At 68.0% G+C, this 23,045-nt stretch carries 21 protein-coding genes and 2 tRNA genes; 8 read left to right on the forward strand and 15 right to left on the reverse strand.

Features of this window, described 5'->3' with window-relative positions:
• Position 1 precedes the first annotated feature (1 nt).
• Positions 2-979, reverse strand: coding sequence for an NAD(P)H-dependent glycerol-3-phosphate dehydrogenase (locus ACEWX3_RS18910; protein ID WP_374159896.1), 978 nt, complete (start codon positions 977-979; stop codon positions 2-4).
• Between the two features lie 61 nt (positions 980-1,040).
• Between ACEWX3_RS18910 and cofC the strand changes: the two genes are divergently transcribed.
• The 3 genes from cofC (at position 1,041) to ACEWX3_RS18925 (ending at position 4,899) form a co-directional block, all read left to right on the forward strand.
• Positions 1,041-1,721 carry a 2-phospho-L-lactate guanylyltransferase gene (cofC, locus tag ACEWX3_RS18915; RefSeq protein ID WP_374157326.1) on the forward strand — a complete coding sequence of 227 codons (681 nt, stop codon included), beginning with the start codon at positions 1,041-1,043 and terminating at the stop codon, positions 1,719-1,721.
• Between the two features lie 88 nt (positions 1,722-1,809).
• Positions 1,810-3,933 carry an RNA degradosome polyphosphate kinase gene (locus ACEWX3_RS18920; protein ID WP_286183246.1) on the forward strand — a complete coding sequence of 708 codons (2,124 nt, stop codon included), beginning with the start codon at positions 1,810-1,812 and terminating at the stop codon, positions 3,931-3,933.
• A 36-nt stretch (positions 3,934-3,969) separates the two neighbouring features.
• Entirely contained in the window at positions 3,970-4,899 is a 930-nt protein-coding gene (locus ACEWX3_RS18925; RefSeq protein ID WP_207067459.1) for a bifunctional NUDIX hydrolase/histidine phosphatase family protein, read from the forward strand.
• Positions 4,900-4,991: 92 nt separating this feature from the next.
• Here ACEWX3_RS18925 and ACEWX3_RS18930 read toward each other — a convergent pair whose 3' ends face one another.
• From ACEWX3_RS18930 to leuC, 3 genes are all read right to left on the reverse strand, one after another.
• On the reverse strand, positions 4,992-5,642 hold the full coding sequence (locus ACEWX3_RS18930; RefSeq protein ID WP_221360863.1) for an HU family DNA-binding protein: 651 nt from the start codon (positions 5,640-5,642) through the stop codon (positions 4,992-4,994).
• A 201-nt stretch (positions 5,643-5,843) separates the two neighbouring features.
• Entirely contained in the window at positions 5,844-6,437 is a 594-nt protein-coding gene (leuD, locus tag ACEWX3_RS18935) for a 3-isopropylmalate dehydratase small subunit (protein WP_348733275.1), read from the reverse strand.
• A 50-nt stretch (positions 6,438-6,487) separates the two neighbouring features.
• Positions 6,488-7,933, reverse strand: a complete 1,446-nt coding sequence (gene leuC / locus ACEWX3_RS18940; RefSeq protein WP_207067456.1) for a 3-isopropylmalate dehydratase large subunit — start codon at positions 7,931-7,933, stop codon at positions 6,488-6,490.
• 38 nt (positions 7,934-7,971) lie between these two features.
• Here leuC and ACEWX3_RS18945 point away from each other — a divergent pair, with 38 nt between their 5' ends.
• On the forward strand, positions 7,972-8,673 hold the full coding sequence (locus ACEWX3_RS18945) for an IclR family transcriptional regulator (protein ID WP_207067455.1): 702 nt from the start codon (positions 7,972-7,974) through the stop codon (positions 8,671-8,673).
• Positions 8,674-8,839: 166 nt separating this feature from the next.
• Here ACEWX3_RS18945 and ACEWX3_RS18950 read toward each other — a convergent pair.
• The 4 genes from ACEWX3_RS18950 to ACEWX3_RS18965 form a co-directional block, all read right to left on the reverse strand.
• Positions 8,840-8,915: transfer RNA gene (locus ACEWX3_RS18950), tRNA-Glu, on the reverse strand.
• 64 nt (positions 8,916-8,979) lie between these two features.
• Positions 8,980-9,051 (reverse strand) — tRNA-Gln (locus ACEWX3_RS18955).
• 118 nt (positions 9,052-9,169) lie between these two features.
• Positions 9,170-10,645: a glutamate--tRNA ligase gene (gene gltX, locus ACEWX3_RS18960; RefSeq protein WP_374157327.1), complete on the reverse strand. Its 1,476-nt coding sequence runs from the start codon at positions 10,643-10,645 to the stop codon at positions 9,170-9,172.
• On the reverse strand, positions 10,642-11,430 hold the full coding sequence (locus ACEWX3_RS18965) for a fumarylacetoacetate hydrolase family protein (RefSeq protein WP_152516579.1): 789 nt from the start codon (positions 11,428-11,430) through the stop codon (positions 10,642-10,644). Before ACEWX3_RS18965 ends, gltX begins: the two co-directional genes overlap by 4 nt.
• A gap of 116 nt (positions 11,431-11,546) precedes the next feature.
• On the opposite strand from ACEWX3_RS18965, the gene ACEWX3_RS18970 reads away from it, so the two are divergent.
• Positions 11,547-12,785: an MFS transporter gene (locus ACEWX3_RS18970; protein WP_374157328.1), complete on the forward strand. Its 1,239-nt coding sequence runs from the start codon at positions 11,547-11,549 to the stop codon at positions 12,783-12,785.
• 64 nt (positions 12,786-12,849) lie between these two features.
• Here the strand turns inward: ACEWX3_RS18970 and ACEWX3_RS18975 are convergent, their stop codons facing one another.
• From ACEWX3_RS18975 to serA, 3 genes are all read right to left on the reverse strand, one after another.
• Positions 12,850-13,410: a hypothetical protein gene (locus tag ACEWX3_RS18975; RefSeq protein WP_286183245.1), complete on the reverse strand. Its 561-nt coding sequence runs from the start codon at positions 13,408-13,410 to the stop codon at positions 12,850-12,852.
• A gap of 67 nt (positions 13,411-13,477) precedes the next feature.
• Positions 13,478-14,488, reverse strand: a complete 1,011-nt coding sequence (locus ACEWX3_RS18980) for a 3-isopropylmalate dehydrogenase (protein WP_374159897.1) — start codon at positions 14,486-14,488, stop codon at positions 13,478-13,480.
• A gap of 8 nt (positions 14,489-14,496) precedes the next feature.
• Positions 14,497-16,092, reverse strand: coding sequence for a phosphoglycerate dehydrogenase (serA, locus tag ACEWX3_RS18985; RefSeq protein ID WP_207067452.1), 1,596 nt, complete (start codon positions 16,090-16,092; stop codon positions 14,497-14,499).
• Positions 16,093-16,127: 35 nt separating this feature from the next.
• Between serA and ACEWX3_RS18990 the strand changes: the two genes are divergently transcribed.
• Together ACEWX3_RS18990 and wrbA are read left to right on the forward strand one after the other, a co-directional pair.
• Complete coding sequence (locus ACEWX3_RS18990) at positions 16,128-17,579, forward strand: phytoene desaturase family protein (protein ID WP_374157329.1); 1,452 nt, start codon at positions 16,128-16,130, stop codon at positions 17,577-17,579.
• Between the two features lie 10 nt (positions 17,580-17,589).
• The gene (gene wrbA, locus ACEWX3_RS18995; RefSeq protein ID WP_374157330.1) at positions 17,590-18,186 is read left to right on the forward strand and encodes an NAD(P)H:quinone oxidoreductase; all 597 of its coding nucleotides are present in this window, start codon (positions 17,590-17,592) and stop codon (positions 18,184-18,186) included.
• On the opposite strand, the gene ACEWX3_RS19000 is transcribed toward wrbA, so the two are convergent.
• The 4 genes from ACEWX3_RS19000 to ACEWX3_RS19015 all read right to left on the reverse strand — a co-directional run bounded on the left by ACEWX3_RS19000 (position 18,183) and on the right by ACEWX3_RS19015 (position 22,307).
• Positions 18,183-18,809 carry a DUF3159 domain-containing protein gene (locus ACEWX3_RS19000; RefSeq protein ID WP_283605254.1) on the reverse strand — a complete coding sequence of 209 codons (627 nt, stop codon included), beginning with the start codon at positions 18,807-18,809 and terminating at the stop codon, positions 18,183-18,185. The genes wrbA and ACEWX3_RS19000 overlap by 4 nt on opposite strands.
• 99 nt (positions 18,810-18,908) lie before the next feature.
• On the reverse strand, positions 18,909-19,910 hold the full coding sequence (gene ilvC, locus ACEWX3_RS19005) for a ketol-acid reductoisomerase (protein ID WP_207067560.1): 1,002 nt from the start codon (positions 19,908-19,910) through the stop codon (positions 18,909-18,911).
• Positions 19,911-19,974: 64 nt separating this feature from the next.
• Positions 19,975-20,487, reverse strand: a complete 513-nt coding sequence (gene ilvN, locus ACEWX3_RS19010; protein WP_152516571.1) for an acetolactate synthase small subunit — start codon at positions 20,485-20,487, stop codon at positions 19,975-19,977.
• Positions 20,484-22,307, reverse strand: coding sequence for an acetolactate synthase large subunit (locus ACEWX3_RS19015; RefSeq protein ID WP_286183244.1), 1,824 nt, complete (start codon positions 22,305-22,307; stop codon positions 20,484-20,486). Before ACEWX3_RS19015 ends, ilvN begins: the two co-directional genes overlap by 4 nt.
• A 294-nt stretch (positions 22,308-22,601) precedes the next feature.
• Between ACEWX3_RS19015 and ACEWX3_RS19020 the strand changes: the two genes are divergently transcribed.
• Positions 22,602-23,009, forward strand: a complete 408-nt coding sequence (locus ACEWX3_RS19020; protein WP_207067446.1) for a PH domain-containing protein — start codon at positions 22,602-22,604, stop codon at positions 23,007-23,009.
• Positions 23,010-23,045: the final 36 nt, after the last annotated feature.

The following is a 23,045-nucleotide window of genomic DNA, read 5'->3' on the forward strand; positions in this document are numbered from 1 at the left end:
GCTACTCCGGCTTGGTGGAACGGCCGAGGAGCAGCGCCACCGCCTCGTCGACGGACAGTCCCCTGTGGCACACGCGGTGCACGGCCTCGGTCAGCGGCATCTCGACGTCGTAGCTGGCGGCCAGGGCGAGCACCGACTGACAGGAGGTGACGCCTTCGGCGACATGACCTCCGGTGGCGGCCATCGCCGCCTGCATGGTGCCGCCCCGGCCCAGCCGCTCACCGAACGACCTGTTGCGCGAATGCTCCGACATGCAGGTCGCCACGAGATCCCCGATACCGGCGAGCCCGGCCAGCGTGGCGGGCTTGGCACCCAAGGCGATTCCCAGCCGCATGATCTCGGCAAGGCCGCGGGTGATGATGGCCGCCGCCGTGTTCTCTCCCAGACCCGAACCGGCAGCCATGCCGCAGGCCAGCGCGATGACGTTCTTGCAGGCACCCCCGACCTCGGCGCCGATGACGTCGGAATTGGTGTAGGGGCGGAAATACCCGGTGGCCAGTGCCCGCTGCACGGCCACTGCCCGGCCGGAGTCACTGCATGCCACCACGGTGGCGGCCGGCTGCTCGCGCGCGATCTCGCTGGCCAGATTCGGACCGGTGAGCGCAGCGACCCGGGCCGGATCGGCACCGGTCACCTGGGTGATGACCTGGCTCATCCGCATCAGGGTGTCCAGTTCGATGCCCTTGGCGAGGCTGACCAGTGTCGCATCGGGCCCGATGCAGTCGGACCAACTCGTCAGGTTGGCCCGCAGCGACTGCGACGGGACCGCGAGCAGCACCGTGCAGGCACCGGCGAGCGCTTCGGTGTGATCGCTGGTGGCGCGGATCGCGGAGGGCAACGCCACATCGAGGTAGTCGGGGTTGCGGTGAGTGCGATTGATCTCGTCGGCCAGCTCCGGGCGACGGGCCCACAGCGTCACGCGGTTGCCTGCATCGGCCAGCACTTTGGCCAGCGCTGATCCCCACGCACCCGCACCCATCACCGCCGCCTCGACCACGGCTTCAGCGTAGCGGGCACCGCAGGGCTGGCAGGATGGCCTCGTGAGCGGCAGCGGCAACACCGAGGCCGACGTCGGTCTGGTGATCGCCGTCAAACGGCTCAGTGCTGCCAAGACACGGCTGGCTCCGGTGTTTTCGGGAGCCGCCCGCGAAGACGTCGTCTTGGCGATGCTCGTCGACACCATCACCGCAGCAGCCGCGGTACCGGCCGTGTCGACCGTCATCGTCGTCACCCCAGACCAGACGGCCGCCGAGGCCGCTCGAGGGCTCGGTGGCCTGGTACTCGCGGACCCGACCCCCGACGGTCACCGGGATCCGCTGAACAACGCACTGCGGGCGGCGGACGCACACGCGCGCCGAGTCGCCTCCAACGTCGTTGCGTTGCAGGGTGATCTGCCGGCGCTGCGCACGACGGAGCTTGGCGAGGCAATCGCCGCGGCGCGCAGCAACCCGCGCAGCTTCGTGGCCGATCGCCACGGAACGGGGACCTCGGCGCTGTTCTCGTTCGGCGTCGCGCTGGCACCCCGGTTCGGGACCGATTCGGCGCAGCGTCATCGCGACTCGGGGGCGGTCGAGCTGACTGGCGCCTGGCCCGGCCTGCGGCACGACATCGACACCCCTGAAGACCTCGCCCAGGCCCGGCGCCTCGGTGTGGGAACAGCGACCAGTCGGGCAATCGAGCACGGTGCCTCTTCAGGTGCACACGATGACCGATCTCGGTAGCAGGAGGGCCGACAGATAGGGGATCATCAGTGCCATGACCGAAGCGCAGACGCGACCGGATAGTCCCGAAGCGACGAACGGCCTGCCGATGATCACGGCGGGGGTCGGGCCCGCGCCGGAGGCACCACCGGCGGCGACCCCGCCGCAGGTGGAGAACCCCCTGCCGGAAGACCGTTACCTCAACCGCGAGTTGAGTTGGCTCGACTTCAATGCCCGGGTCCTCGCGCTGGCCGCCGACCCGAGCCTGCCGCTGCTGGAACGGCTGAAGTTCCTGGCGATCTTCGCCTCCAACCTCGACGAGTTCTACATGGTGCGCGTCGCCGGGTTGAAGCGCCGCGACGAGATGGGGTTGTCGGTGCGCTCGGCGGACGGCCTGTCGCCGCGCGAACAGCTGCGCCGCATCAGTGAACGCACCCGGCAGATCGCCGGCCGCCACTCGAGGGTGTTCCTCGAGAGCGTGCGCCCGGCGTTGGCCGACGAGGGCATCGTCATCGTGACGTGGGCCGAACTCGACGACGCCGAACGCGCCGAACTGTCGACCTATTTCCACGAGCAGGTGTTCCCGGTGCTCACCCCGCTGGCGGTGGATCCGGCTCACCCCTTCCCGTTCGTCAGCGGTCTGAGTCTCAATCTGGCGATCACGGTGAAGCATCCCGACGACGGCGGCCAGCATTTCGCACGCATCAAGGTGCCCGACAACGTCGATCGGTTCGTCGAATTGTCCGACCGTTCGGCTGATCCCGGCATCGTCCGCTTCCTGCCGATGGAGGAGCTCATCGCGGCATTCCTGCCGGTGCTGTTCCCCGGCCTGGAGATCGTCGAGCATCACGCATTCCGGATCACCCGCAACGCGGATTTCGAGGTCGAGGAGGACCGCGACGAAGACCTGCTGCAGGCCCTGGAGCGCGAGCTGGCCCGTAGACGCTTCGGTTCCCCGGTGCGCCTGGAGGTTTCCGACGACATGACCGAGGGCATGCTCGAGTTGCTTCTTCGCGAACTCGACGTCGACCCCGGTGATGTGGTCGAGGTCGCCGGCCTGCTCGACCTCTCCTCGCTGTGGCAGGTGTACAGCGTGGACCGGCCGGCTCTCAAAGACCGCCCGTTCGTGCCGGCCACTCCCCCGGCATTCGGCGAACGCGAGACCCCCAAGAGCATCTTCTCGGCGTTGCGCGACGGTGATGTGCTGGTTCACCATCCGTACGACTCGTTCTCGACCACGGTGCAGCGCTTCATCGAACAGGCCGCCGCCGACCCCAACGTGTTGGCGATCAAGCAGACCCTGTACCGCACGTCCGGTGACTCCCCGATCGTCAACGCGTTGATCGACGCGGCCGAGGCCGGCAAGCAGGTGGTGGCGCTGGTCGAGATCAAGGCGCGGTTCGACGAGCAGGCCAACATCAGGTGGGCACGCGCTCTCGAACAAGCCGGTGTGCACGTGGTGTACGGGTTGATCGGCCTCAAGACGCACTGCAAGACCTGCCTGGTGGTGCGCCGCGAGGGCTCGATGATCCGGCGCTACTGCCATGTCGGAACCGGCAACTACAACCCGAAGACGGCCCGACTGTACGAGGACATCGGCCTGCTGACCGCCGCACCCGACATCGGCGCCGACCTGACCGACCTGTTCAACTCGCTGACCGGATACTCGCGCAAGGACTCCTACCGCAACCTGTTGGTGGCCCCCTACGGGGTGCGCAGGGGCATCATCGAACGCATCGAGCGCGAGATCGCCGCGACCCGCGACGGCGCCGAGGGCCGGATCCGCTTGAAGGCCAATGCGTTGGTCGACGAGCAGGTGATCGACGCGCTCTACCGGGCTTCGCAGGCCGGGGTCCGGGTCGAGGTGGTGGTGCGGGGAATCTGTGCGCTGCGCCCCGGCGTGCCCGAGTTCTCGGAGAACATCGTGGTGCGCTCGATTCTGGGTCGATTCCTCGAGCATTCACGGATCATTCATTTCCGCGCCATCGACGAATACTGGATCGGCAGCGCGGACATGATGCATCGTAATCTCGACCGGCGAGTGGAAGTGATGGCCCAGGTGAAGGATCCGCGGCTGAGCGCCCAACTCGACGACATCTTCGAATCGGCTACCGATCCGCAGACCCGCTGCTGGGAATTGGGTCCTGACGGACGCTGGACGGCCTCTCCGCAGGAGGGACAGACCGTCCGGGACCACCAGGTGTCGATGATGGAACGACACCGCTACTCGTGAGAACCGCCAGGACCGTGACGACCCGCAGGAGCTGAGTTGCCGAAGGCGACATCGCCGGATCCGATTTCGGACACGAAGACGATCCGGGCTGCGGGCGCAGTGGTGTGGCGTCCCGGCCCGCGTGACGAGACGCCGGAGATCGCGATCATCCATCGTCCCCGATACGACGACTGGTCGCTGCCCAAGGGCAAGGTCGACCCGGGTGAGAACGAACCGATCGCGGCCGCGCGCGAGATCGAAGAGGAGACGGGCTTCCGCGCCAGGCTGGGGCGGCAACTGGCCACCGTGCACTATTCGGTTCCCCAGGGCGCCAAGCAGGTCCGGTACTGGGCGGCTCGGCACCTGCACGGCGAGTTCAGGGCCAACGACGAGGTGGACGAGCTGAAGTGGCTTCCGGCACACCAGGCGATGTCCGAATTGCAGTATCCGCACGACCGTGACGTCGTCAGCCGGTTCCTGGCCGCACCCGCCGACACCCGGTCGGTACTGATCGTCAGGCACGCCACCGCCGGCAGCAAGTCCCGCTTCGTCGGCGACGATCGCCTGCGCCCGTTGGACAAGCACGGCCGTGCGCAGGCGGAATCGTTGATCGGTCAGCTGTTGGCCTTCGGCGCCGAGGAACTGTTCGCCGCGGACCGGGTGCGCTGTCAGCAGACCCTCGACCCGCTGGCCGAAGAACTGGGTGCGACGATCCGCGCCGAGACCTCGTTGACCGAGGAGGCCTACAAGAGCGATCGCGACGCCGCGCACGAACGCATCCTCGACATCGCGGCCTCGTCAGCCACCCCGGTGATCTGCAGTCAGGGAAAGGTCATTCCGGGCCTCGTGGACTGGTGGTGCAAGCGCGACGGGGTCCGCCCCGGTCAGGCCGGCAACCGCAAGGGCAGCACCTGGGTGATGTCGCTTGTCGACGGGCGACTGATCGCCGCCGACCACATCGACACGGCCCTCCCACCGAAGAAGTAACCGCGCAATTGAATTCAACTCGTGCCGGCGGAGCTCCCGGCACACGAATTCGCCGCGGGTCGTGTCGACCCGCGGCGAAATTCGAGAACTGACTACCGGCGACCGCGCTTGGCGGGCGCCTTCTTGGCGGCCGTGGCCTTCTTGGCCGGAGCCTTCTTGGCGGGAGCCTTGGCCGCGGCCTTCTTGGCCGGAGCCTTCTTGGCCGGAGCCTTCTTGGCGGCCGTGGCCTTCTTGGCCGGAGCCTTCTTGGCAGCCGGAGCCTTCTTGGCAGCCGTGGCCTTCTTGGCCGGAGCCTTCTTGGCAGCCGGAGCCTTCTTCGCGGCCGTGGCCTTCTTGGCCGGAGCCTTCTTGGCAGCCGGAGCCTTCTTCGCAGCGGCCTTCTTCGCCGGAGCCTTCTTCGCGGCCTTCCGCGCGGTCGTCGCGGTCACGCCGCGCTTGACGGCCGGACCGTCCGCCGGAAGCTTCTGCGCGCCAGACACAACGGCCTTGAACTGAGCACCGGGCCGGAACGCCGGAACGGATGTGGGCTTGACCTTCACCGTCTCACCGGTGCGCGGGTTGCGCGCCACGCGTGCGGCGCGACGGCGCTGCTCGAAAACACCGAAGCCGGTGATCGTCACGCTGTCACCCTTGTGTACCGCACGGACGATGGTGTCGACGACATTCTCCACCGCAGCGGTGGCCTGCCGACGATCCGAGCCCATTTTCTCCGTGAGTACGTCGATGAGCTCTGCTTTATTCATGCAAAACCTCCGAAACCAGTGGCCCTACTTGGGCCGACTAGTGGACACGGTAAACCCATTGCCTGCTGATTTCCAAGAGCCACGCGCAATTTCAGGCCAAGCCAGCGAACTTTTTTCAATCCGATTGCTGCGCTTGACCTCCTACCGAAGGCCTCAAAAGGGCCTTGCGGCGTCCGGAATTCGCCTCTGCGAAGGCCGCCGTCAGGCCGGCAGGGTGCGCGGTTTCCAGTCCGGACGGCTGCTTTCATATTCCTCGATTTGGTCGAGTTTCCGCAGCGTAAGGCCTATATCGTCGAGTCCTTCGAGCAGCCGCCAGGCGGTGTAGTCGTCAATGTTGAACGGCACCACGACCGTTCCTGCGGTCACCGTTCGATCTTGAAGATTTACACCAATTTCCAACCCGGGCTGTTGCTCGATCAGCTTCCACAACAATTCCACATCATCCTGGGCGACTTCGGCCGCCAACAGACCTGCCTTGCCGGCATTGCCGCGGAAGATGTCGGCGAATCGCGACGAGATGACGACCCGGAATCCGAAGTCCATGAGCGCCCACACCGCGTGTTCGCGGGAGGATCCGGTTCCGAAGTCCGGGCCCGCGACCAACACCGAGCCGTTGTCGAAGGGGGCCTGATTCAAGATGAAGGACGGGTCGGTACGCCATGCGGCGAACAAGCCGTCCTCGAATCCCGTTCGGGTGACGCGCTTCAAGTACACCGCGGGGATGATCTGGTCGGTGTCGACGTTGGACCGCCGCAGCGGAACGCCGATGCCGGTGTGGGTGCGGAAAGCTTCCATCGGGGTCTCCTGAGGATTCTCGGGGCTCGGGGCTCGGGTGGCTCTGGGGTTCAGCGGGCCGGGGCCGCGGGCAGATCGGCAGGCGAGGACAGGGTGCCACGGACCGCGGTCGCGGCCGCGACCGCGGGCGAAACCAGATGGGTGCGGCCGCCCTTGCCCTGCCGGCCTTCGAAGTTCCGGTTGGACGTGGACGCGCAGCGCTGGCCCGGCGAGAGCTGATCGGGGTTCATTCCCAAGCACATCGAGCACCCCGCCTGCCGCCACTCGGCCCCGGCCGCGGTGAACACCTCGCCCAGCCCTTCGGCTTCGGCTTGGGCGCGCACGCGCATCGATCCGGGCACCACCAGCATCCGAACCCCGTCGGCGACACGGCGGCCCCGCAGTACGTCGGCGACGACACGCAGATCCTCGATCCGTCCGTTGGTGCAGGACCCGACGAACACCGTGTCGACGGCGATGTCGCGCATCGCCATTCCCGGACGAAGGTCCATGTAGGCCAACGCCTTCTCGGCAGACTGCCGCTCTCCCTCGTCGAGCATCAGTTCCGGGTCCGGTACCGAACCCGCCAGCGGTACGCCCTGCCCGGGATTCGTCCCCCACGTCACGAACGGACTCAGCGTCGACGCGTCGAGGTAGACCTCGGTGTCGAATTCGGCGCCGTCGTCGGTGCGCAGCCGACTCCACGCTTCGACCGCGGTGTCCCAGGCGGCGCCCTCAGGCGCGTGGGGGCGACCCCGCAGGAACTCGAAGGTGGTCTCGTCGGGGGCGACCATGCCCGCCCGGGCGCCGGCTTCGATGCTCATGTTGCAGATCGTCATCCGGCCTTCCATCGACAGCGATTCGATGGCGGTGCCGCGGTATTCGATCACGTGGCCCTGCCCACCGCCGGTGCCGATCTTGGCGATGACGGCCAGGATGATGTCTTTGGCGCTGACGCCCGGGGGAAGCTGGCCGTCGACGTTGACCGCCATGGTCTTGAACGGCCGCAGCGGCAGCGTCTGGGTCGCGAGCACGTGCTCGACCTCGGATGTGCCGATACCCATGGCAAGCGCACCGAAGGCGCCGTGGGTGGAGGTGTGGCTGTCGCCACAGACCACCGTCATCCCGGGCTGGGTCAACCCGAGCTGCGGACCGATGATGTGCACGATGCCCTGCTCGGCGTCGCCCATCGGGTGCAGCCGGATGCCGAACTCGTCGCAGTTGCGGCGCAGCGTCTCGACCTGAGTGCGAGAAACCGGATCCACGATCGGCTTGTCGATGTCGACGGTCGGCACATTGTGGTCTTCGGTCGCGATCGTCAGGTCCGGGCGGCGCACGGGACGACCGGCGAGCCGCAGCCCGTCGAAGGCCTGCGGGCTGGTCACCTCGTGAACCAGATGCAGGTCGATGTAGATGAGGTCGGGTTGACGTGCCCCGCCCTCTCCGGTTCCGGGAACGACGACATGGTCGTTCCACACCTTTTCGGCCATGGTGCGGGGCTGGTGCGCGAGGGCCATCTTGACTATCTCACAATCTGGGACGACAGTATCTCCTTGTGAGACAGGATAGCGGCATCGGCGTGCTGGACAAAGCGATGAGCGTTCTTCATGCCGTCGCGGACTCACCGTGCGGTCTTGCCGATCTGTGCGAGCGGACCGACCTCCCGCGGGCCACTGCGCACCGCTTGGCCGTCGGCTTGGAAACCCATCGACTGCTGGCCCGCGGCGGCGACGGCCAGTGGCACATCGGGCCCGCGGTCACCGAACTGGCCCGCCACGTCAAAGATCCGCTGCTCGCCGCGGGCGCTTCGGTGCTGCCGCGCCTGCGGGAGCTGACCGGAGAGAGCGTGCAGTTGTACCGGCGCGAGGGCACCTCCCGGATCTGTGTGGCGGCGCTCGAACCCCCGGCAGGGCTGCGCGACACCGTGCCCGTCGGGACCCGCCTGCCGATGACCGCCGGGTCGGGTGCCAAGGTGCTGCTCGCCTACGCCGACACTGCGACCCAGCATGCGGTGCTACCGGGGGCAACCTTCAGCGATCGCACACTGGCCGAGGTCCGCAAGCGCGGTTGGGCCCAGAGTGTGGCCGAACGCGAGCCGGGTGTGGCCAGCGTCTCAGCGCCGGTCCGCGACGCCCGCGGTGTCGTCATCGCGGCGGTGTCGGTGTCGGGTCCGATCGACCGGATCGGCCGCCGGCCGGGGGCACGGTGGGCCGCGGACCTGGTGGCCGCCGCAGAGGCGCTCACCCGCCGTCTGTGACACCACGGGCACGACGACCTCGCCAAAAGGCGGCCTCGCAAAGGAGGCCCCGAGAAGACGGCGAGAAACCGATTGGATACGAGCCGCTCACGAAGGGCCTCGCCTCACGAGAAAGGCCCCCGGAAAGCACGAAACTCCGGACCGCATTCGGTCCGGAGTCGGTGACTGGTACCCCCGATGGGATTCGAACCCACGCTACCGCCGTGAGAGGGCGGCGTCCTAGGCCGCTAGACGACGGGGGCTAGAACTCGTTTCGGACGGTCAGCATAACTCAGCCGAGAACGCTGACCTAATCTCGTTGTCTCGCTGGGGTACCAGGACTCGAACCTAGAATGGCTGAACCAGAATCAGCTGTGTTGCCAATTACACCATACCCCATTGGCTGCTTGTCACCGCTGGTCACAAGCTATTTTCGGCCTCGACGCACCCCGGTGGATCCGTGGAGCGCCGCATTGCGGGCCGACGAGCAGACTACCAAAGATTCTGCGGTGGTTTTTCACGCCTCCGCCGGTGCCGACGCAGCGGCGTGGTCCCGGCCGGCGCGCAGGCGCGCCAGGCTGCGATCGCGGCCCAGCAGCGCCAGCGATTCGAACAGCGGCGGGCTGACCGAGGAGCCGGTCGCGGCGACCCTGACCGGTCCGAACGCCTTGCGTGGTTTGAGCTCCAAGCCGTCGATCAACGCCGTCTTGAGCGCCGCCTCGATCTCGGTGGTCTCCCACCGCGGCACGTCCTCCAGTGCCCCCAGCGCAGCCGTCAGCACCGGCACCGCCGCCTCTTTGAGCTCCTTGCCCGCTGACTTCTCGTCGAGGCTGAACTGCGCGTCGCTGAGGAATTTCAGCAGATCCCAGGCATCCGAGAGCACGACGATGCGGGTCTGCACCAACTGCGCGGCCTCCGCGAACTGGGCCTCGTCGAGACCGGTGTCGTGGCCGTGAGCTGCGAAGTACTCGGCCAGCCGGCGTTCGAACTCGGCCGGGGCCAGCAGCCTGATGTGTTCGGCGTTGAGCGCGTCGGCCTTCTTCTGGTCGAAACGGGCCGGGTTGGAGTTGACGTCGGCGACATCGAAGGCGGCGACCATCTCCTCGAGGCTGAACACGTCCCGGTCGTCGGCGATCGACCAGCCCAGCAGAGCAAGGTAATTGAGCAGGCCTTCGGGGATGAATCCGCGCTCGCGGTGCAGGAACAGGTTGGACTGCGGGTCGCGCTTGGACAGCTTCTTGTTTCCGTCACCCAGCACCGAGGGCAGGTGAGCGAATCGGGGGGTCGCCTCGGCCACGCCCAGGCGGGTCAGAGCCGCATACAGCGCCAGCTGGCGGGGCGTCGACGGAAGCAGGTCTTCACCACGCAGGACGTGGGTGATCCTCATCAACGCGTCGTCCACCGGATTGACCAACGTGTACAACGGTTCTCCGTTACCCCGGGTCAACGCGAAGTCGGGAATCGAGCCCGCTGGGAATGTGGTCTCCCCGCGGACCAGATCCTGCCACGTCATGTCTTCGTCGGGCATGCGCAGCCGCACCACCGGCCGGCGTCCCTCGGCCCGGAAGACCGCACGCTGCTCGTCGGTCAGCGTGCGGTCGTAGTTGTCGTAGCCCAGTTTGGGGCTGCGCCCCGCCGCCAGGTGCCGCGCCTCGACCTCCTCGGCGGTGGAGAACGCCTCGTACGCCTCACCGGTGTCGAGCAGCCGCTGGATCACATCGGTGTAGATGTCGCGGCGCTGCGACTGTCGATAGGGGCCGTAGGGTCCGCCGACCTCGGGCCCCTCATCCCAGTCCAGACCGAGCCAGCGCAGCGCATCCAGCAGAGCCAGATAGCTGTCCTCGCTGTCCCGCTGAGAATCGGTGTCCTCGATGCGGAACACGAACGTCCCGCCCGTGTGTCGCGCGTATGCCCAGTTGAACAAGGCGGTGCGAATGAGCCCGACATGCGGCGTACCGGTCGGTGAGGGGCAGAATCTGACTCTGGTGGTCACTTGTGTCCTTTGCGCACAACAGGATTGGAAAGGGTGCCGATGCCCTCGACGGTGATGCTGACGGTGTCGCCGTCCTCGATGGGGGCCACACCCTCAGGAGTTCCGGTCAAGATCAGGTCACCGGGTAGCAGCGTCATCACCCGCGAGATCCATTCGACGATGGCGCCGATGTCATGGATCATCAACGAGGTCCGGGAACGCTGCTTGACCTCGCCGTTGACCTCCGTGCGCAGCTCGAGGTCGGCCGGGTCGACATCGGTGACGATCCACGGCCCGACCGGGCAGAACGTGTCGTGGCCTTTCGCGCGCATCCACTGACCGTCCTTTTTCTGCTGGTCGCGCGCCGAGACGTCGTTGGCGATCGTGTAGCCCAGGATGTTCTCGGCGGCGCGGGCGGCCGGCACGTCCTTGCACGGGCGGCCGATGACCGCAGCCAGTTCGCCTTCGAAGTGCACCGGATGCGCGTCAGCCGGAAGTTGGATCGCGGTGTTGGGTCCGATGATCGACGTGTTGGGTTTGAGGAAGATGATCGGGTCCTCGAAGGTGCCGCCGCCCATCTCCTCGATGTGAGCGGCGTAGTTCTTGCCCATGCAGACGACCTTGCTGGCCAGAATCGGGGCGAGCAGCCGGGTGTCGGCGAGCGGCCACTGGCGTCCGGTGAAGGTGGGCGCACCGAACGGGTGCTCGGCGATCTCGCGCGCGATCGCCTCGCCCGGCTGGTCGGGGGGGCCTTCGATGCTGACGAAGGCGACCCCGTCGGGGCTGGCGATTCGGCCGAGACGCATGTCTTCAGCCTAGTGCCCTGCCGCGATGCCCGGGCCCGGCGGCCGGTCAGCCACGCGTCTCCCACATTTTGAGACATGTGTTCAATCAGATGAGACAGCTGTGAGACGATGGCGGCGTGGCCGTCGACACGATCAGCTCCTTGCGACGCTGGTCGATGCTGGTCATCGCCCTGGTGACCACGCTGTGCGCCAATGTGTTCATCAACGGGGTGGCTTTCCTGATTCCCACGCTGCAGACGGAGCGCGGGCTGGACCTGGCGACCGCCGCATTGCTGTCGTCTCTGCCCAGCCTCGGCATGGTCGTCACGCTGATCGCATGGGGTTATGCCGTAGACCGGTTCGGTGAGCGCCTGGTTCTCACGCTCGGATCCGTCTTGACCGCAGCCGCGGCCTTCGCTGCAGCCTCAGTGCAGTCCCTCGTCGCCGTGGGAGCCTTCCTGTTCCTGGGCGGCATGGCCGCGGCGAGCAGCAATTCGGCCAGCGGGCGGCTCGTCGTCGGGTGGTTCGACGCGCGCCAGCGCGGCCTGGTCATGGGAATCCGCCAGACCGCCCAACCGCTGGGAGTGGGGGTCGGCGCGCTGGTCATCCCCCGCCTGGCGGAGTCCCACGGAATCTCGGCGGCGCTGCTGTTCCCCGCAATCGTGTGCGCGGCGTCAGCAGTGGTGTGCGCGGTGGCCGTCGTCGATCCGCCTCGGCCGCCGCGGTCACAGGCCGATCCGACCGAGCTGGCCAACCCCTACCGGGGATCGTCGATGCTGTGGCGCATCCACCTCGCGTCGGTGCTGCTCGTCGTGCCCCAGGTGCTGGTGTGGACCTTCACCCTGGTGTGGCTGATCGACGCGCGCGGCTGGTCGCCCGGTTCCGCCGGCACGCTGGTGATGCTGGCCCAGCTGCTGGGCGCAGCCGGCCGCGTCGGCGCCGGTCGCTGGTCGGATTCGGTGCTGCGCCGCAGCGGTGACGTGGTGTCCGCCCGCCTTCGCCCGATCCGGGCCATCGCCCTCGCCGCGGCCATGTCGATGGTGCTGCTCGCCGTGACCGACGCGCTCGACTCCCCCGTCAGCATCGCGCTGATGATGGCGGCCTCGGTGATCACGGTGTCGGACAACGGGTTGGCATTCACCGCCATCGCCGAGAACGCAGGCCCGTTCTGGAGCGGACGGGCGCTGGGCACTCAGAACACCAGCCAGTTGCTGACCGCCGGCGTCGCGCCGCCGTTGTTCGGTGGCCTCATCGGAATCGCCGGATTCCCGGTGGCTTTCGCGGTGTGCGCGATTTTTCCGCTTCTCGCCATCCCCGCGGTACCGGTGCCCGCTGGGAGCGTCGGCGAACGTCGGGGCTCTGCGCGCAGCGGTTGAGCGCCGCGGCCGTCCCCCGGGTACACAGACGCCGGAACACCCTCGGTCACGCCGGCTCTCCTCGTCAGGACGCCGCGTGGCCGTGGCCGGAGGGCCCTGCCGAGCGTCGGGGCATCACGATCAGAGCGGCGACCAGGAAGCAGAGCGCGCCGACGAATGTGCCCGCGGTCGCCAGCCTTTGGTCGGCGGTGACCCCGGTGCGGCTCACGTGCGCGGCCACCGCCGACACCGCGAACGCGAGGCAACCGACGAGATTCACCACCGCAGCCGCCCACTCCCGCCGACGCAGATCCAGCGAGCCGATGGCGGCGGCTACGGCGGACAACCCGATCACCGCACTGACCAGGAAAGCCAGCGATCCCGCGGCGTCGGGCGCCCAGACGTACCTGCGCTCCGCCGACACTGCGTGCGTCCAGACCGCCGCGGCGGTGCTGACGTTGAACAACACTGTTCCGATGAATTGCACAGCAGCCGAGGACCATTCGCCACGGACAGCCTGGTCCGACAACTGCAGCTGCACCCATGCCGCGGCGGTGAAGAACCACGAGCCGACGAAACACAGTGCGTTGGCCGCGGCGGCCCCGGCCCATTCGCCGAAGCCGGGCAGCGTGGCCACGGCGAACAGCGACGAGCCGACGACGAACAGCCGGCACTGCCGACTCAGCGTCGCGATCGTCGCTATCGCCCGCGCCTCAGAGCCGGTCCAGGATGCGCTGGCCGACCTCGGAAGTGGTCGACCGGGCGTCTCCGCGGGTGGCCAGGTGGTCCTCCACGGCCCGGTCCACCTTGGCGGCCGCCTCCAGTTCGCCGACGTGCGCCAACAGCAACGCGACCGACATGATCGCCGCGGTCGGGTCGGCGACGCCCTGGCCGGCGATGTCCGGCGCGCTGCCGTGCACCGGCTCGAACATCGACGGATTGATACGGGTGGCATCGATGTTGCCGCTGGCCGCAAGACCGATGCCGCCGCACACCGCGGCGGCGAGGTCGGTGATGATGTCGCCGAACAGGTTGTCGGTGACGATGACGTCGAACCGGCCCGGGTCGGTGACCATGTGGATCGTGGCGGCATCGACGTGCTGGTAAGCCACCTCGACGTCGGGGTATTCCGCGGCCACCGCCTGCACGGTGCGCCACCACAGCGAACCCGCGTATGTCAGCACGTTGTTCTTGTGGACCAGGGTCAGATGCTTGCGGCGCTGCTGGGCGCGGCCGAAGGCGTCCTGCACCACGCGCCGCACCCCGTAAGCGGTGTTGACGCTGACCTCGGTCGCGATCTCGTGCGGGGTGTCGACCCGGATGGCCCCGCCGTTGCCGGTGTAGGGACCTTCGGTGCCCTCCCGCACGACCACGAAATCGATCTCGGGGTCACCGGCCAGCGGACTGGCCACTCCCGGGTAGAGCCGCCCGGGCCGCAGGTTGATGTGGTGGTCGAGCTCGAAGCGGATCCGCAGCAGCAGCCCCCGCTCCAGCAGCCCGCTGGGCACCGACGGGTCACCGATGGCGCCCAGCAGGATCGCGTCCTGGCCTTTGATCTCCTCGAGCACCGAGTCCGGCAGCACCTCGCCGGTACGGTGATACAGCCGCGCGCCCAGCTCGTACTCGGTCTTCTCCACTCCGGGGAACACCGCATCGAGGACCTTGAGCGCCTCGCCGACCACTTCCGGGCCGATACCGTCGCCGGCGATCACACCCAGCCTCATCGCTGCGGTCATGACAGATCCACCACTTCCAGCGTCACCGCGGCCACGTCGCGACCGATCGCGGCGAGCACGTCGGCGGGCACCGGGCGATCCAGGCGCAGCATGACCGTGGCGCCCTCCCCGTCGGCGTCCTGACTCAACTGTGCGGCGAGGATGTTGGCGCCGGCGCCGCCGAGCAGCGTGCCGATCTTGCCCAGCGCACCCGGCTGGTCGTCGTAGTTGATGATCAGATTGACGCCCTCGGCGCGCAGGTCCAAGTTGCGTCCGTTGATCTGGACGACCTTCTCCACCATCTGGGGACCCGACAGCGCGCCGGCGACGTTGACCGTCACGCCGTCGGCGCCCACCGCCCGCACGTCGACCACGCTGCGGTGGTTGGGGCTTTCCGACTGGGTGGAGATCGAGGCCTCGACGCCCCGCTCGGCGGCCAACGCCGGCGCGTTGACGAACGTGACCGGGTCCTCGATCACCGCCGAGAACAGCCCGCGCAGCGCAGACAGCCGCAGCACCTCGACCTCACCGGGTCCGCCCGCGGCCAGCTCACCGCAGACATTGACCGCCAGCGACACGGGCAGTTCGGGCGAGAGCACCCCGGCCAGCAGACCCAGCTTGCGCACCAGGTCGAGCCACGGCGCGACCTCCTCACCGACGGCGCCGCCGCCGACGTTGACCGCGTCGGGCACGAACTCCCCGGCCAGGGCCAGCTTGACACTGGCGGCGACGTCGGTGCCCGCGCGATCCTGTGCCTCGGCGGTCGATGCACCCAGGTGCGGCGTCACCACGACCTGCGGCAGTTCGAACAGCGGGCTGTCGGTGCACGGTTCGGTGGCGAAGACATCCAGGCCGGCCCCGCGGACGTGTCCGCTGGTGATGGCCTCGGCCAGCGCCTGCTCGTCGATCAGTCCACCCCGGGCGGCGTTGACGATGATCGCGCCGGGTTTGGTCTTGCCCAGCGCCTCCTTGCCGATCAGACCCGCCGTCTCCTTGGTCTTGGGCAGGTGCACCGAGATGAAGTCGGCGCGACCGAGCAGGTCGTCGAGCGTGAGCAACTCGATGCCCAGCTGCGCGGCGAGCGCGTGCGACACGTAGGGGTCGTAGGCGACGATGTGCGCCCCGAATGCCGCCAACCGCTGGGCCACCAGCTGACCGATCCGGCCCAGGCCCACCACGCCGACCGTCTTGCCGAAGATCTCGGTACCCGAGAACGACGACCGCTTCCAGGTGTGTTCCCGCAAGGTGGCGTCGGCGGCGGGGATCTGCCGGGCGGCGGCCAGCATCAGCGCCACGGCGTGCTCGGCCGCGCTGTGGATGTTGGAGGTCGGGGCGTTCACGACCAGCACACCACGCGCGGTCGCCGCCTCGACGTCGACGTTGTCGAGACCGACGCCGGCGCGGGCGACGATCTTCAGCCGTGGGGCGGCGGCCAACACCTCGGCGTCGACGGTGGTGGCCGAGCGCACCAGCAGGGCGTCGGCGTCCACCACCGCGGCGAGGAGCTTCTCCCGGTCGGGGCCGTCGACCCAGCGGACATCCACCTGGTCACCCAGGGCTTCCACGGTCGAGGCGGCCAGCTTGTCGGCTATCAGTACCACAGGCAGACTCACGAGGCTTCAGCCTAACGGGCTGCTATAACCGGGTGGTGGGCGGGAATGATTCGAGCGTCGATGTCACCGTCGTCGGCAGTGGCCCCAACGGGTTGGCCGCCGCGGTGATCTGCGCCAGGGCCGGTCTGTCGGTGCGCGTGATCGAGGCGCAGTCCACCGCGGGGGGCGGGGCCCGGACCCTGCCCGACCCGGAGTTCAGCGGGGTGAGCCACGACATCTGTTCGGCGGTGCATCCGCTGGCCCTCGCGTCGCCGTTCTTCTCGGCCTTCGATCTGCGCTCCCGCGGCGTCACCCTCACCTCACCGGAGGTGTCCTACGGCAATCCCCTGCCCGGCCGGCCGGCGGCGATCGGGTACCGCGACATCGACCGCACCTGCGCCGAACTGGACGAGGGGGCGTCGTGGCGCAGCCTGCTCGGACCGCTGGCCGCCGACTGCGATGGCGTGGTGGGACTGCTACTCGGCGACAAGCGCTCGATTCCCCCGAGCATCCCGGCGGCGGCGCGCGTCGCCCCGCGCCTGCTGGCCCAGGGCAGTCCCGCCTGGCGCAGTCTGCGTGGGGAGGATGCCCGCGCACTGTTCACCGGGGTTGCGGCCCACACGATTTCGCAGATGCCGTCGTTGGTGTCGGCCGGCGCGGGATTGATGCTCGCCACGTTGGCGCACGCGGTCGGGTGGCCTATTCCGGTGGGCGGCTCGCAGGCGATTCCCGACGCCCTCCTGACCGACCTCCGTGCGCACGGTGGCGAACTGGTCCTCGGTGAGGAGGTGACCGGTCCACCACCGGGGGTGGTGCTCTACGACACCGCACCCACCGCCTTGCTGCGCATCTACGGAGACCGGTTGCCCCCGCGCTATGCCAGGACACTGTTGCGCTACAAGTACGGCCCCGGGGTGGCCAAGGTCGATTTCGTGCTCTCCGGTGAGATCCCATGGCGCGATCCACGTCTGGCCGACGCTCCGACTCTTCATCTGGGCGGCGACCGAGCCACGATGGCGCTGGCCGAACGCGAGATCGCCGCAGGACGCCACGCCGAGTGGCCGATGGTGCTCGCCGCGCTGCCCCATCTGACCGATCCCGGCCGGGTCGATGCGCAGGGCCGGCGACCGCTGTGGGCCTACGCGCACGTCCCCGCCGGGTCGACGGTCGACATGGCCGAGACCGTCAGCGGTGTGTTCGAACGGTTCGCACCCGGCTTCCGGGATCTGGTCGTCGGGGTCCGCAGCGTGCCTGCCGCTCGGCTGTCCGACCACAACGCCAACCTGGTGGGCGGCGACATCGGGGTCGGCGGCAACAACATGCTCAGCGCGCTGACCGGGCCTGCGGTGCGGTGGAATCCGTGGTCGACGCCGATCCCCGGGGCCTACCTGTGTTCGTCGGCGACGCCACCGGGTGGCGGTGTGCACGGCATGGCGGGTTACTACGCTGCGCGCACCGTGCTGCGCAAGGAATTCGGCATCCGCGACCTGCCCTCGCTGGCTGGGTAGGCTCGCAGCCATGACCAAATTGGCAGTCATCTACTACTCCGCGACCGGTCACGGCACCGCGATGGCCAACCGGGTGGCCGCGACCGCGGAGACCGCCGGGGCCGAGGTGCGGCTGCGCCACATCGCCGAGACCCGCGACCCGGAGTCGTTCGCGTCGAACTCCGCGTGGACAGCCAATTACGAAGCGACCAAGGACCTTCCTGCCGCCAGCGGTGACGACATCGTGTGGGCCGACGCGGTGATCTTCGGCACACCGACGCGGTTCGGCAACGCCGCCTCTCAGTTTCGGGCGTTCATCGACTCGTTGGGCGGGCTCTGGGCCAAGGGCCAGCTGGCCGACAAGGTGTACGCGGCGTTCACCTCGTCGCAAACCGCGCACGGAGGGCAGGAGACCACGCTGGTCACCCTCTATGTCTCGCTGATGCATTTCGGGGGCATCCTCGTACCGCCCGGTTACACGGACGGCGTGAAGTTCGCCGACGGAAACCCGTACGGCGTCGGCCATGTCACCGGACCGGAAAACCGCAACGAACTCGACGACGCCACGCTGGACGCGCTCGACCACCTGGCCCGCAGAGTGGTGGCGGTCGCCGAACGACTCTCCTAGGTTCCGTCGCCGGTGCGCGGCATCGCCCTCATCGCCGAGCGAATGACGAAATAGAGCACCGGCGAGGTCACCAGCAGCACCGGCCAGCCCATCGCGATGCGCGCCACGGCGAGCATCCCCTCCTGGTCGGTCGTGTAGAGGTGGTATTGCACCGCGAACCGGGTGGCCGAGATGGCCGCCATGCCCAGCGTCACCAGATCGAAGGCCAACCGCACGCGCCGGACCCGACGCCAGCTGTCGTCACGGCCGGTGATCCACGCCCACACCACGCCGACCACGGGGCGCCCGACCAGTACCGAGCCGGTGAACACGACGGCCAGGGCCAGATACATCCAGATTCCCGGAAGGTAGAAGTCCTTGGCTCGGCCGGTGACCAAGGCGAAGGCCGCGCCCACCGCGACGCCAGCGAATCCCAGCAGCGCCGGTCGGGCCGATTCGCGCTGCAGCAGTTGCCAAACCAGCACCACCGCCGCCGCGCCCAGCGCCGCGATCAGGGCGGGGCCCAGCCCGGCGAGCGCGTTGGCGGCGGCGAAAGTGACCACCGGAAGCGATGTGTACACCAGCCCGCGGAATCCGCCCGCGCGGGCGAGGAGCCGCTCACCCGGCGTCTGTGCGCCCGTCATGTCCACCGAGAGTACCGACCGCGGCACCGGCACCGCGAAAGAGAAATCCCGGTCGTGATCCTCATCGGATCGACGACCGGGAATTCTCGTAGGCGAAAATCAGGCGGTTTCGGTGATGGGCCGGTCGACCCAGCTCATCAGGTCGCGCAATTTCTTGCCGGTGACCTCGATCGGGTGCTCGGCGTTCTGCTTGCGCAGCGCCTCGAGCTCCTTGTTGCCACCCTCGACGTTGGCGACCAGACGCTTGACGAAGGTGCCGTCCTGGATGTCGGACAGGATCTGGCGCATCCGCTTCTTGGTGTCGGCGTCGATCACCCGGGGACCCGACAGGTACCCGCCGAACTCCGCGGTGTCGGACACCGAGTAGTTCATCCGGGCAATGCCGCCCTCGTACATCAGGTCGACGATCAGCTTCAGCTCGTGCAGCACCTCGAAGTAGGCGAGCTCGGGGGCGTAACCCGCCTCGACCATGACCTCGAAGCCGGTCTTGACGAGTTCCTCGGTGCCGCCGCACAGCACGGCCTGCTCACCGAACAGGTCGGTTTCGGTTTCGTCCTTGAACGTCGTCTTGATGACGCCGGCCCGCGCACCACCGATGGCCTTGGCATACGACAGCGCCAGCGCCAGACCCTCACCTTTGGGGTCCTGCTCGACGGCGACCAGGCAGGGCACGCCCTTGCCGTCGACGAACTGACGGCGCACCAGGTGCCCGGGGCCCTTCGGGGCGACCATGCCGATGGTCACGTTCGCCGGCGGCTTGATCAGACCGAAGTGGATGTTCAGGCCGTGGCCGAAGAACAGCGCGTTGCCGTCCTCGAGGTTGGGCTCGATGTCGCTGGAGAAGATCTCGGCCTGAGCGGTGTCGGGCGCCAGCAGCATGATCACGTCGGCCCACTTGGCGACCTCCGCCGGGGTGTCGACCTCCAGGCCCTGCTCGGTGACCTTCTCGCGGGACTTCGAGCCCTCTTTCAGGCCCACCTTCACCTGCACACCCGAGTCGCGCAGGCTCAGCGAGTGGGCGTGGCCCTGGCTGCCATAGCCGATGACGCCGACCTTGCGGCCCTGGATGATCGACAGGTCCGCGTCGTCGTCATAGAACATCTCAACTGCCATATTCGTGAATCTTCCTTCTTGTCTTGACTGTTGCGGGTCTTGGGTCTTGGTCCTATTTGGTGGAGATACCGCGGGGGCCGCGCGCCAGCGAAACCACGCCGGACTGGACGATCTCGCGGATCCCGTAGGGCTCGAGCACGCGCAGCAGCGCCTCGATCTTCTCCTGAGTACCGGTCGCCTCCACCGTCAGCGACTCGTTGGAGACGTCGACGACCTTGGCGCGGAACAGGTTCACCGCCTCGATCACCTGACCGCGGCTGGCGGCGTCGGCGCGGACCTTGATCAACGCAAGCTCACGGGACACCGAGTTGGCGTCCTCCTGCTCGACGATCTTGATGACGTTGACCAGTTTGTTGAGCTGTTTGGTGATCTGCTCGAGCGGAGAATCCTCCACGTCGACCACGATCGTCATGCGGGACAGGTCTTTCTGTTCGGTCGCTCCGACGGCCAGTGACTGGATGTTGTAGCCGCGCCGGGAGAACAACGACGCGACCCGGGCCAGGACACCGGGCTTGTCTTCGACAAGCACCGACAGCGTATGCGTGCGGCGTGCGGTGGTCGTCATGCGTGTCCCTCTTCCGGGTCGTCGAACAGTGGCCGGATGCCACGCGCCGCCTGAATCTCGTCGTTGCTGGTGCCGGCGGCCACCATCGGCCACACCTGGGCGTCCGCGCCGACGATGAAGTCGATCACCACCGGGCGGTCGGTGATCGCGCGGGCCTGAGCGATCACCTCGGCCACGTCCTCGGCGCGCTCGCAGCGCAGACCCACACAACCCAGCGCTTCGGCGAGCTTGACGAAATCGGGGATGCGCCGCGAATGCGTGGCCAGATCCGTTTGGCTGTACCGCTCCTCGTAGAACAATGTCTGCCACTGCCGGACCATGCCCAGGTTGCCGTTGTTGATCAGGGCCACCTTGATGGGGACACCCTCGATCGCACAGGTGGCCAGCTCCTGGTTGGTCATCTGGAAGCAGCCGTCCCCGTCGATGGCCCACACCTCGGTGTCCGGGCAGCCCATCTTCGCACCCATCGCCGCGGGCACCGCGTAACCCATGGTTCCCAGGCCGCCCGAGTTCAGCCACGTCTTCGGCTTCTCATAGGAGATGAACTGCGCGGCCCACATCTGGTGCTGGCCCACCCCGGCGACGTACACCGCGTCAGGTCCGGCGATCTTGCCCAGCGACTCGATGACGAACTCCGGTGACAAGCTGCCGTCGCTCTGCGGGCCGTAGCTCAACGGGTAGGTCGACTGCACGTTGCGCAGGTACTCCCACCAGTTGTCGGTCTTCAGGGTGCCCAGCGTGCCGTCGCGGCGCAGCGCCTCGATCAGGTCGGTGATGACGGCCTTGACGTCGCCCACGATCGGCACGTCGGCGTGCCGGTTCTTGCCGATCTCGGCGGGGTCGATGTCGGCGTGGATGACTTTCGCCTCGGGCGCGAACGAATCCAGCTTTCCGGTGACCCGGTCGTCGAACCGGGTGCCCAGCGCGATCAGCAGGTCACTGCGTTGCAGGGCCGCCACCGCTGAGACGGTGCCGTGCATGCCGGGCATGCCCATGTGCTGCGGGTGGCTGTCCGGGAACGCGCCCCGGGCCATCAGGGTGGTCACCACCGGGATACCGGTCAGCTCGGCCAGGTCGAGCAGCTGGTCGGTCGCCTCACCGCGGATGACGCCGCCACCGACGTAGAGCACCGGCTTGCGCGCCTCGGCGATCAGCTTGGCCGCCTCGCGGATCTGACGGTTGTGCGGTTTGGTGTTGGGCTTGTAACCGGGCAGCTCGAACTGCGGCGGCCAGGCGAACGTGCACTGACCCTGCAGCACGTCCTTGGGGATGTCGACGAGAACGGGTCCGGGACGTCCACTGGCGGCGATGTGGAACGCCTCGGCGATGACGCGGGCGATGTCATCTCCGTTGCGCACCAGGAAGTTGTGCTTGGTGATCGGCATCGTGATCCCGGAGATGTCGGCTTCCTGGAACGCGTCGGTGCCGATCAGAGCGCGCCCGACCTGTCCGGTGATCGCGACCACCGGGATCGAATCCATGTAGGCGTCGGCCAGCGGTGTCACCAGGTTCGTGGCCCCGGGACCCGAGGTCGCCATACAGACCCCGACCCGGCCGGTGGCGTGGGCGTACCCGCTGGCGGCGTGACCGCCACCCTGCTCGTGGCGCACCAGCACGTGACGCAGTTTGTCGGAGTCGAACAGCGGGTCGTAGACCGGCAGCACCGCGCCGCCGGGGATACCGAAGACGACGTCGACGTCGAGCTCCTCGAGCGAGCGGATCACCGCCTGGGCTCCGGTCATCTGCTGCGGGGCAATCCGTTTCGGCTGCGCAGGGGTGGCCTTCGCGCCGGTGGGGAGGTGACCGCCGTTGGCCGGCATCTCCGACTGTTCGGGTGCTCGCGTGGTGGGTGCGCTCACGATGTCCTCGGTCTCTTGTGTCTGTTGTCAATCGGGCAAGAAAAAACCCCCGTCAGCCCGGCGGCTGAACGAGGGTTGCGCGTCGATGCTGTGGTGGCTATACCCGGGTGAGGGCCAGCGCGGCATCAACGCGCAACCCAATTACTACCAGTCCCGGGGTGGTCCACATAAGCCACGACGGTAGCTTCCGAACTGGCGAAAGGTCAAATTCGCCCGGCGTGCCGGGGCGGCCCGCCCCGATGGGATGATGGCGCCATGGACACCCCCTCGGCGTCTGGTTCGGCGCCAGAGTCGACGCCGGTCGTCATCAAGATCTCGCCGATGGCACACATCGCGGTGTTGATACTCGCGTTCGCGATGTTGTCGATCGTGTTGGCCGGACCGCCCTGGTGGGCGTTGCTGCTGCTCATCCCGGTCTTCGCGTCGGTGGCCATCGTGCGCTACCGCACCTCCGCCGACCGCGACGGCGTCACCGCCCGAACGTTGCTCAGCAGCCGGGCCGTCCGCTGGGACGACATCGCCGGGCTGCGGTTCGGCCGCCGGGCGTGGGCGTTGGCCCGTCTGCACGACGGCACAGAGGTGCCGTTGCCGGCGGTGACCTTCGCGACGCTGCCGCTGCTCACCGCTGCCAGCGACGGGCGGGTCCCCAACCCCTACTCGTGAGCCACGGCGTGGGTCACGCCAATCAAGCCGCGGCGT

Origin of the sequence: Mycobacterium sp. G7A2, from assembly GCF_041902445.1 — a bacterium.
GTDB lineage: Bacteria > Actinomycetota > Actinomycetes > Mycobacteriales > Mycobacteriaceae > Mycobacterium.

Bases quoted from the DNA above. Each gene is read 5' to 3' on its own strand.
- ACEWX3_RS18910 (WP_374159896.1), bottom strand. From the start codon at position 979: ATGGGTGCGGGTGCGTGGGGATCAGCGCTGGCCAAAGTGCTGGCCGAT.
- ACEWX3_RS18920 (WP_286183246.1), top strand. From the start codon at position 1,810: ATGATCACGGCGGGGGTCGGGCCCGCGCCGGAGGCACCACCGGCGGCG.
- ACEWX3_RS18930 (WP_221360863.1), bottom strand. From the start codon at position 5,642: ATGAATAAAGCAGAGCTCATCGACGTACTCACGGAGAAAATGGGCTCG.
- leuD (WP_348733275.1), bottom strand. From the start codon at position 6,437: ATGGAAGCTTTCCGCACCCACACCGGCATCGGCGTTCCGCTGCGGCGG.
- leuC (WP_207067456.1), bottom strand. From the start codon at position 7,933: ATGGCCCTCGCGCACCAGCCCCGCACCATGGCCGAAAAGGTGTGGAAC.
- ACEWX3_RS18965 (WP_152516579.1), bottom strand. From the start codon at position 11,430: ATGCGTCTCGGCCGAATCGCCAGCCCCGACGGGGTCGCCTTCGTCAGC.
- ACEWX3_RS18980 (WP_374159897.1), bottom strand. From the start codon at position 14,488: ATGAGGCTGGGTGTGATCGCCGGCGACGGTATCGGCCCGGAAGTGGTC.
- wrbA (WP_374157330.1), top strand. From the start codon at position 17,590: ATGACCAAATTGGCAGTCATCTACTACTCCGCGACCGGTCACGGCACC.
- ACEWX3_RS19000 (WP_283605254.1), bottom strand. From the start codon at position 18,809: ATGACGGGCGCACAGACGCCGGGTGAGCGGCTCCTCGCCCGCGCGGGC.
- ilvC (WP_207067560.1), bottom strand. From the start codon at position 19,910: ATGTTCTATGACGACGACGCGGACCTGTCGATCATCCAGGGCCGCAAG.
- ilvN (WP_152516571.1), bottom strand. From the start codon at position 20,487: ATGACGACCACCGCACGCCGCACGCATACGCTGTCGGTGCTTGTCGAA.
- ACEWX3_RS19015 (WP_286183244.1), bottom strand. From the start codon at position 22,307: ATGCCGGCCAACGGCGGTCACCTCCCCACCGGCGCGAAGGCCACCCCT.
- ACEWX3_RS19020 (WP_207067446.1), top strand. From the start codon at position 22,602: ATGGACACCCCCTCGGCGTCTGGTTCGGCGCCAGAGTCGACGCCGGTC.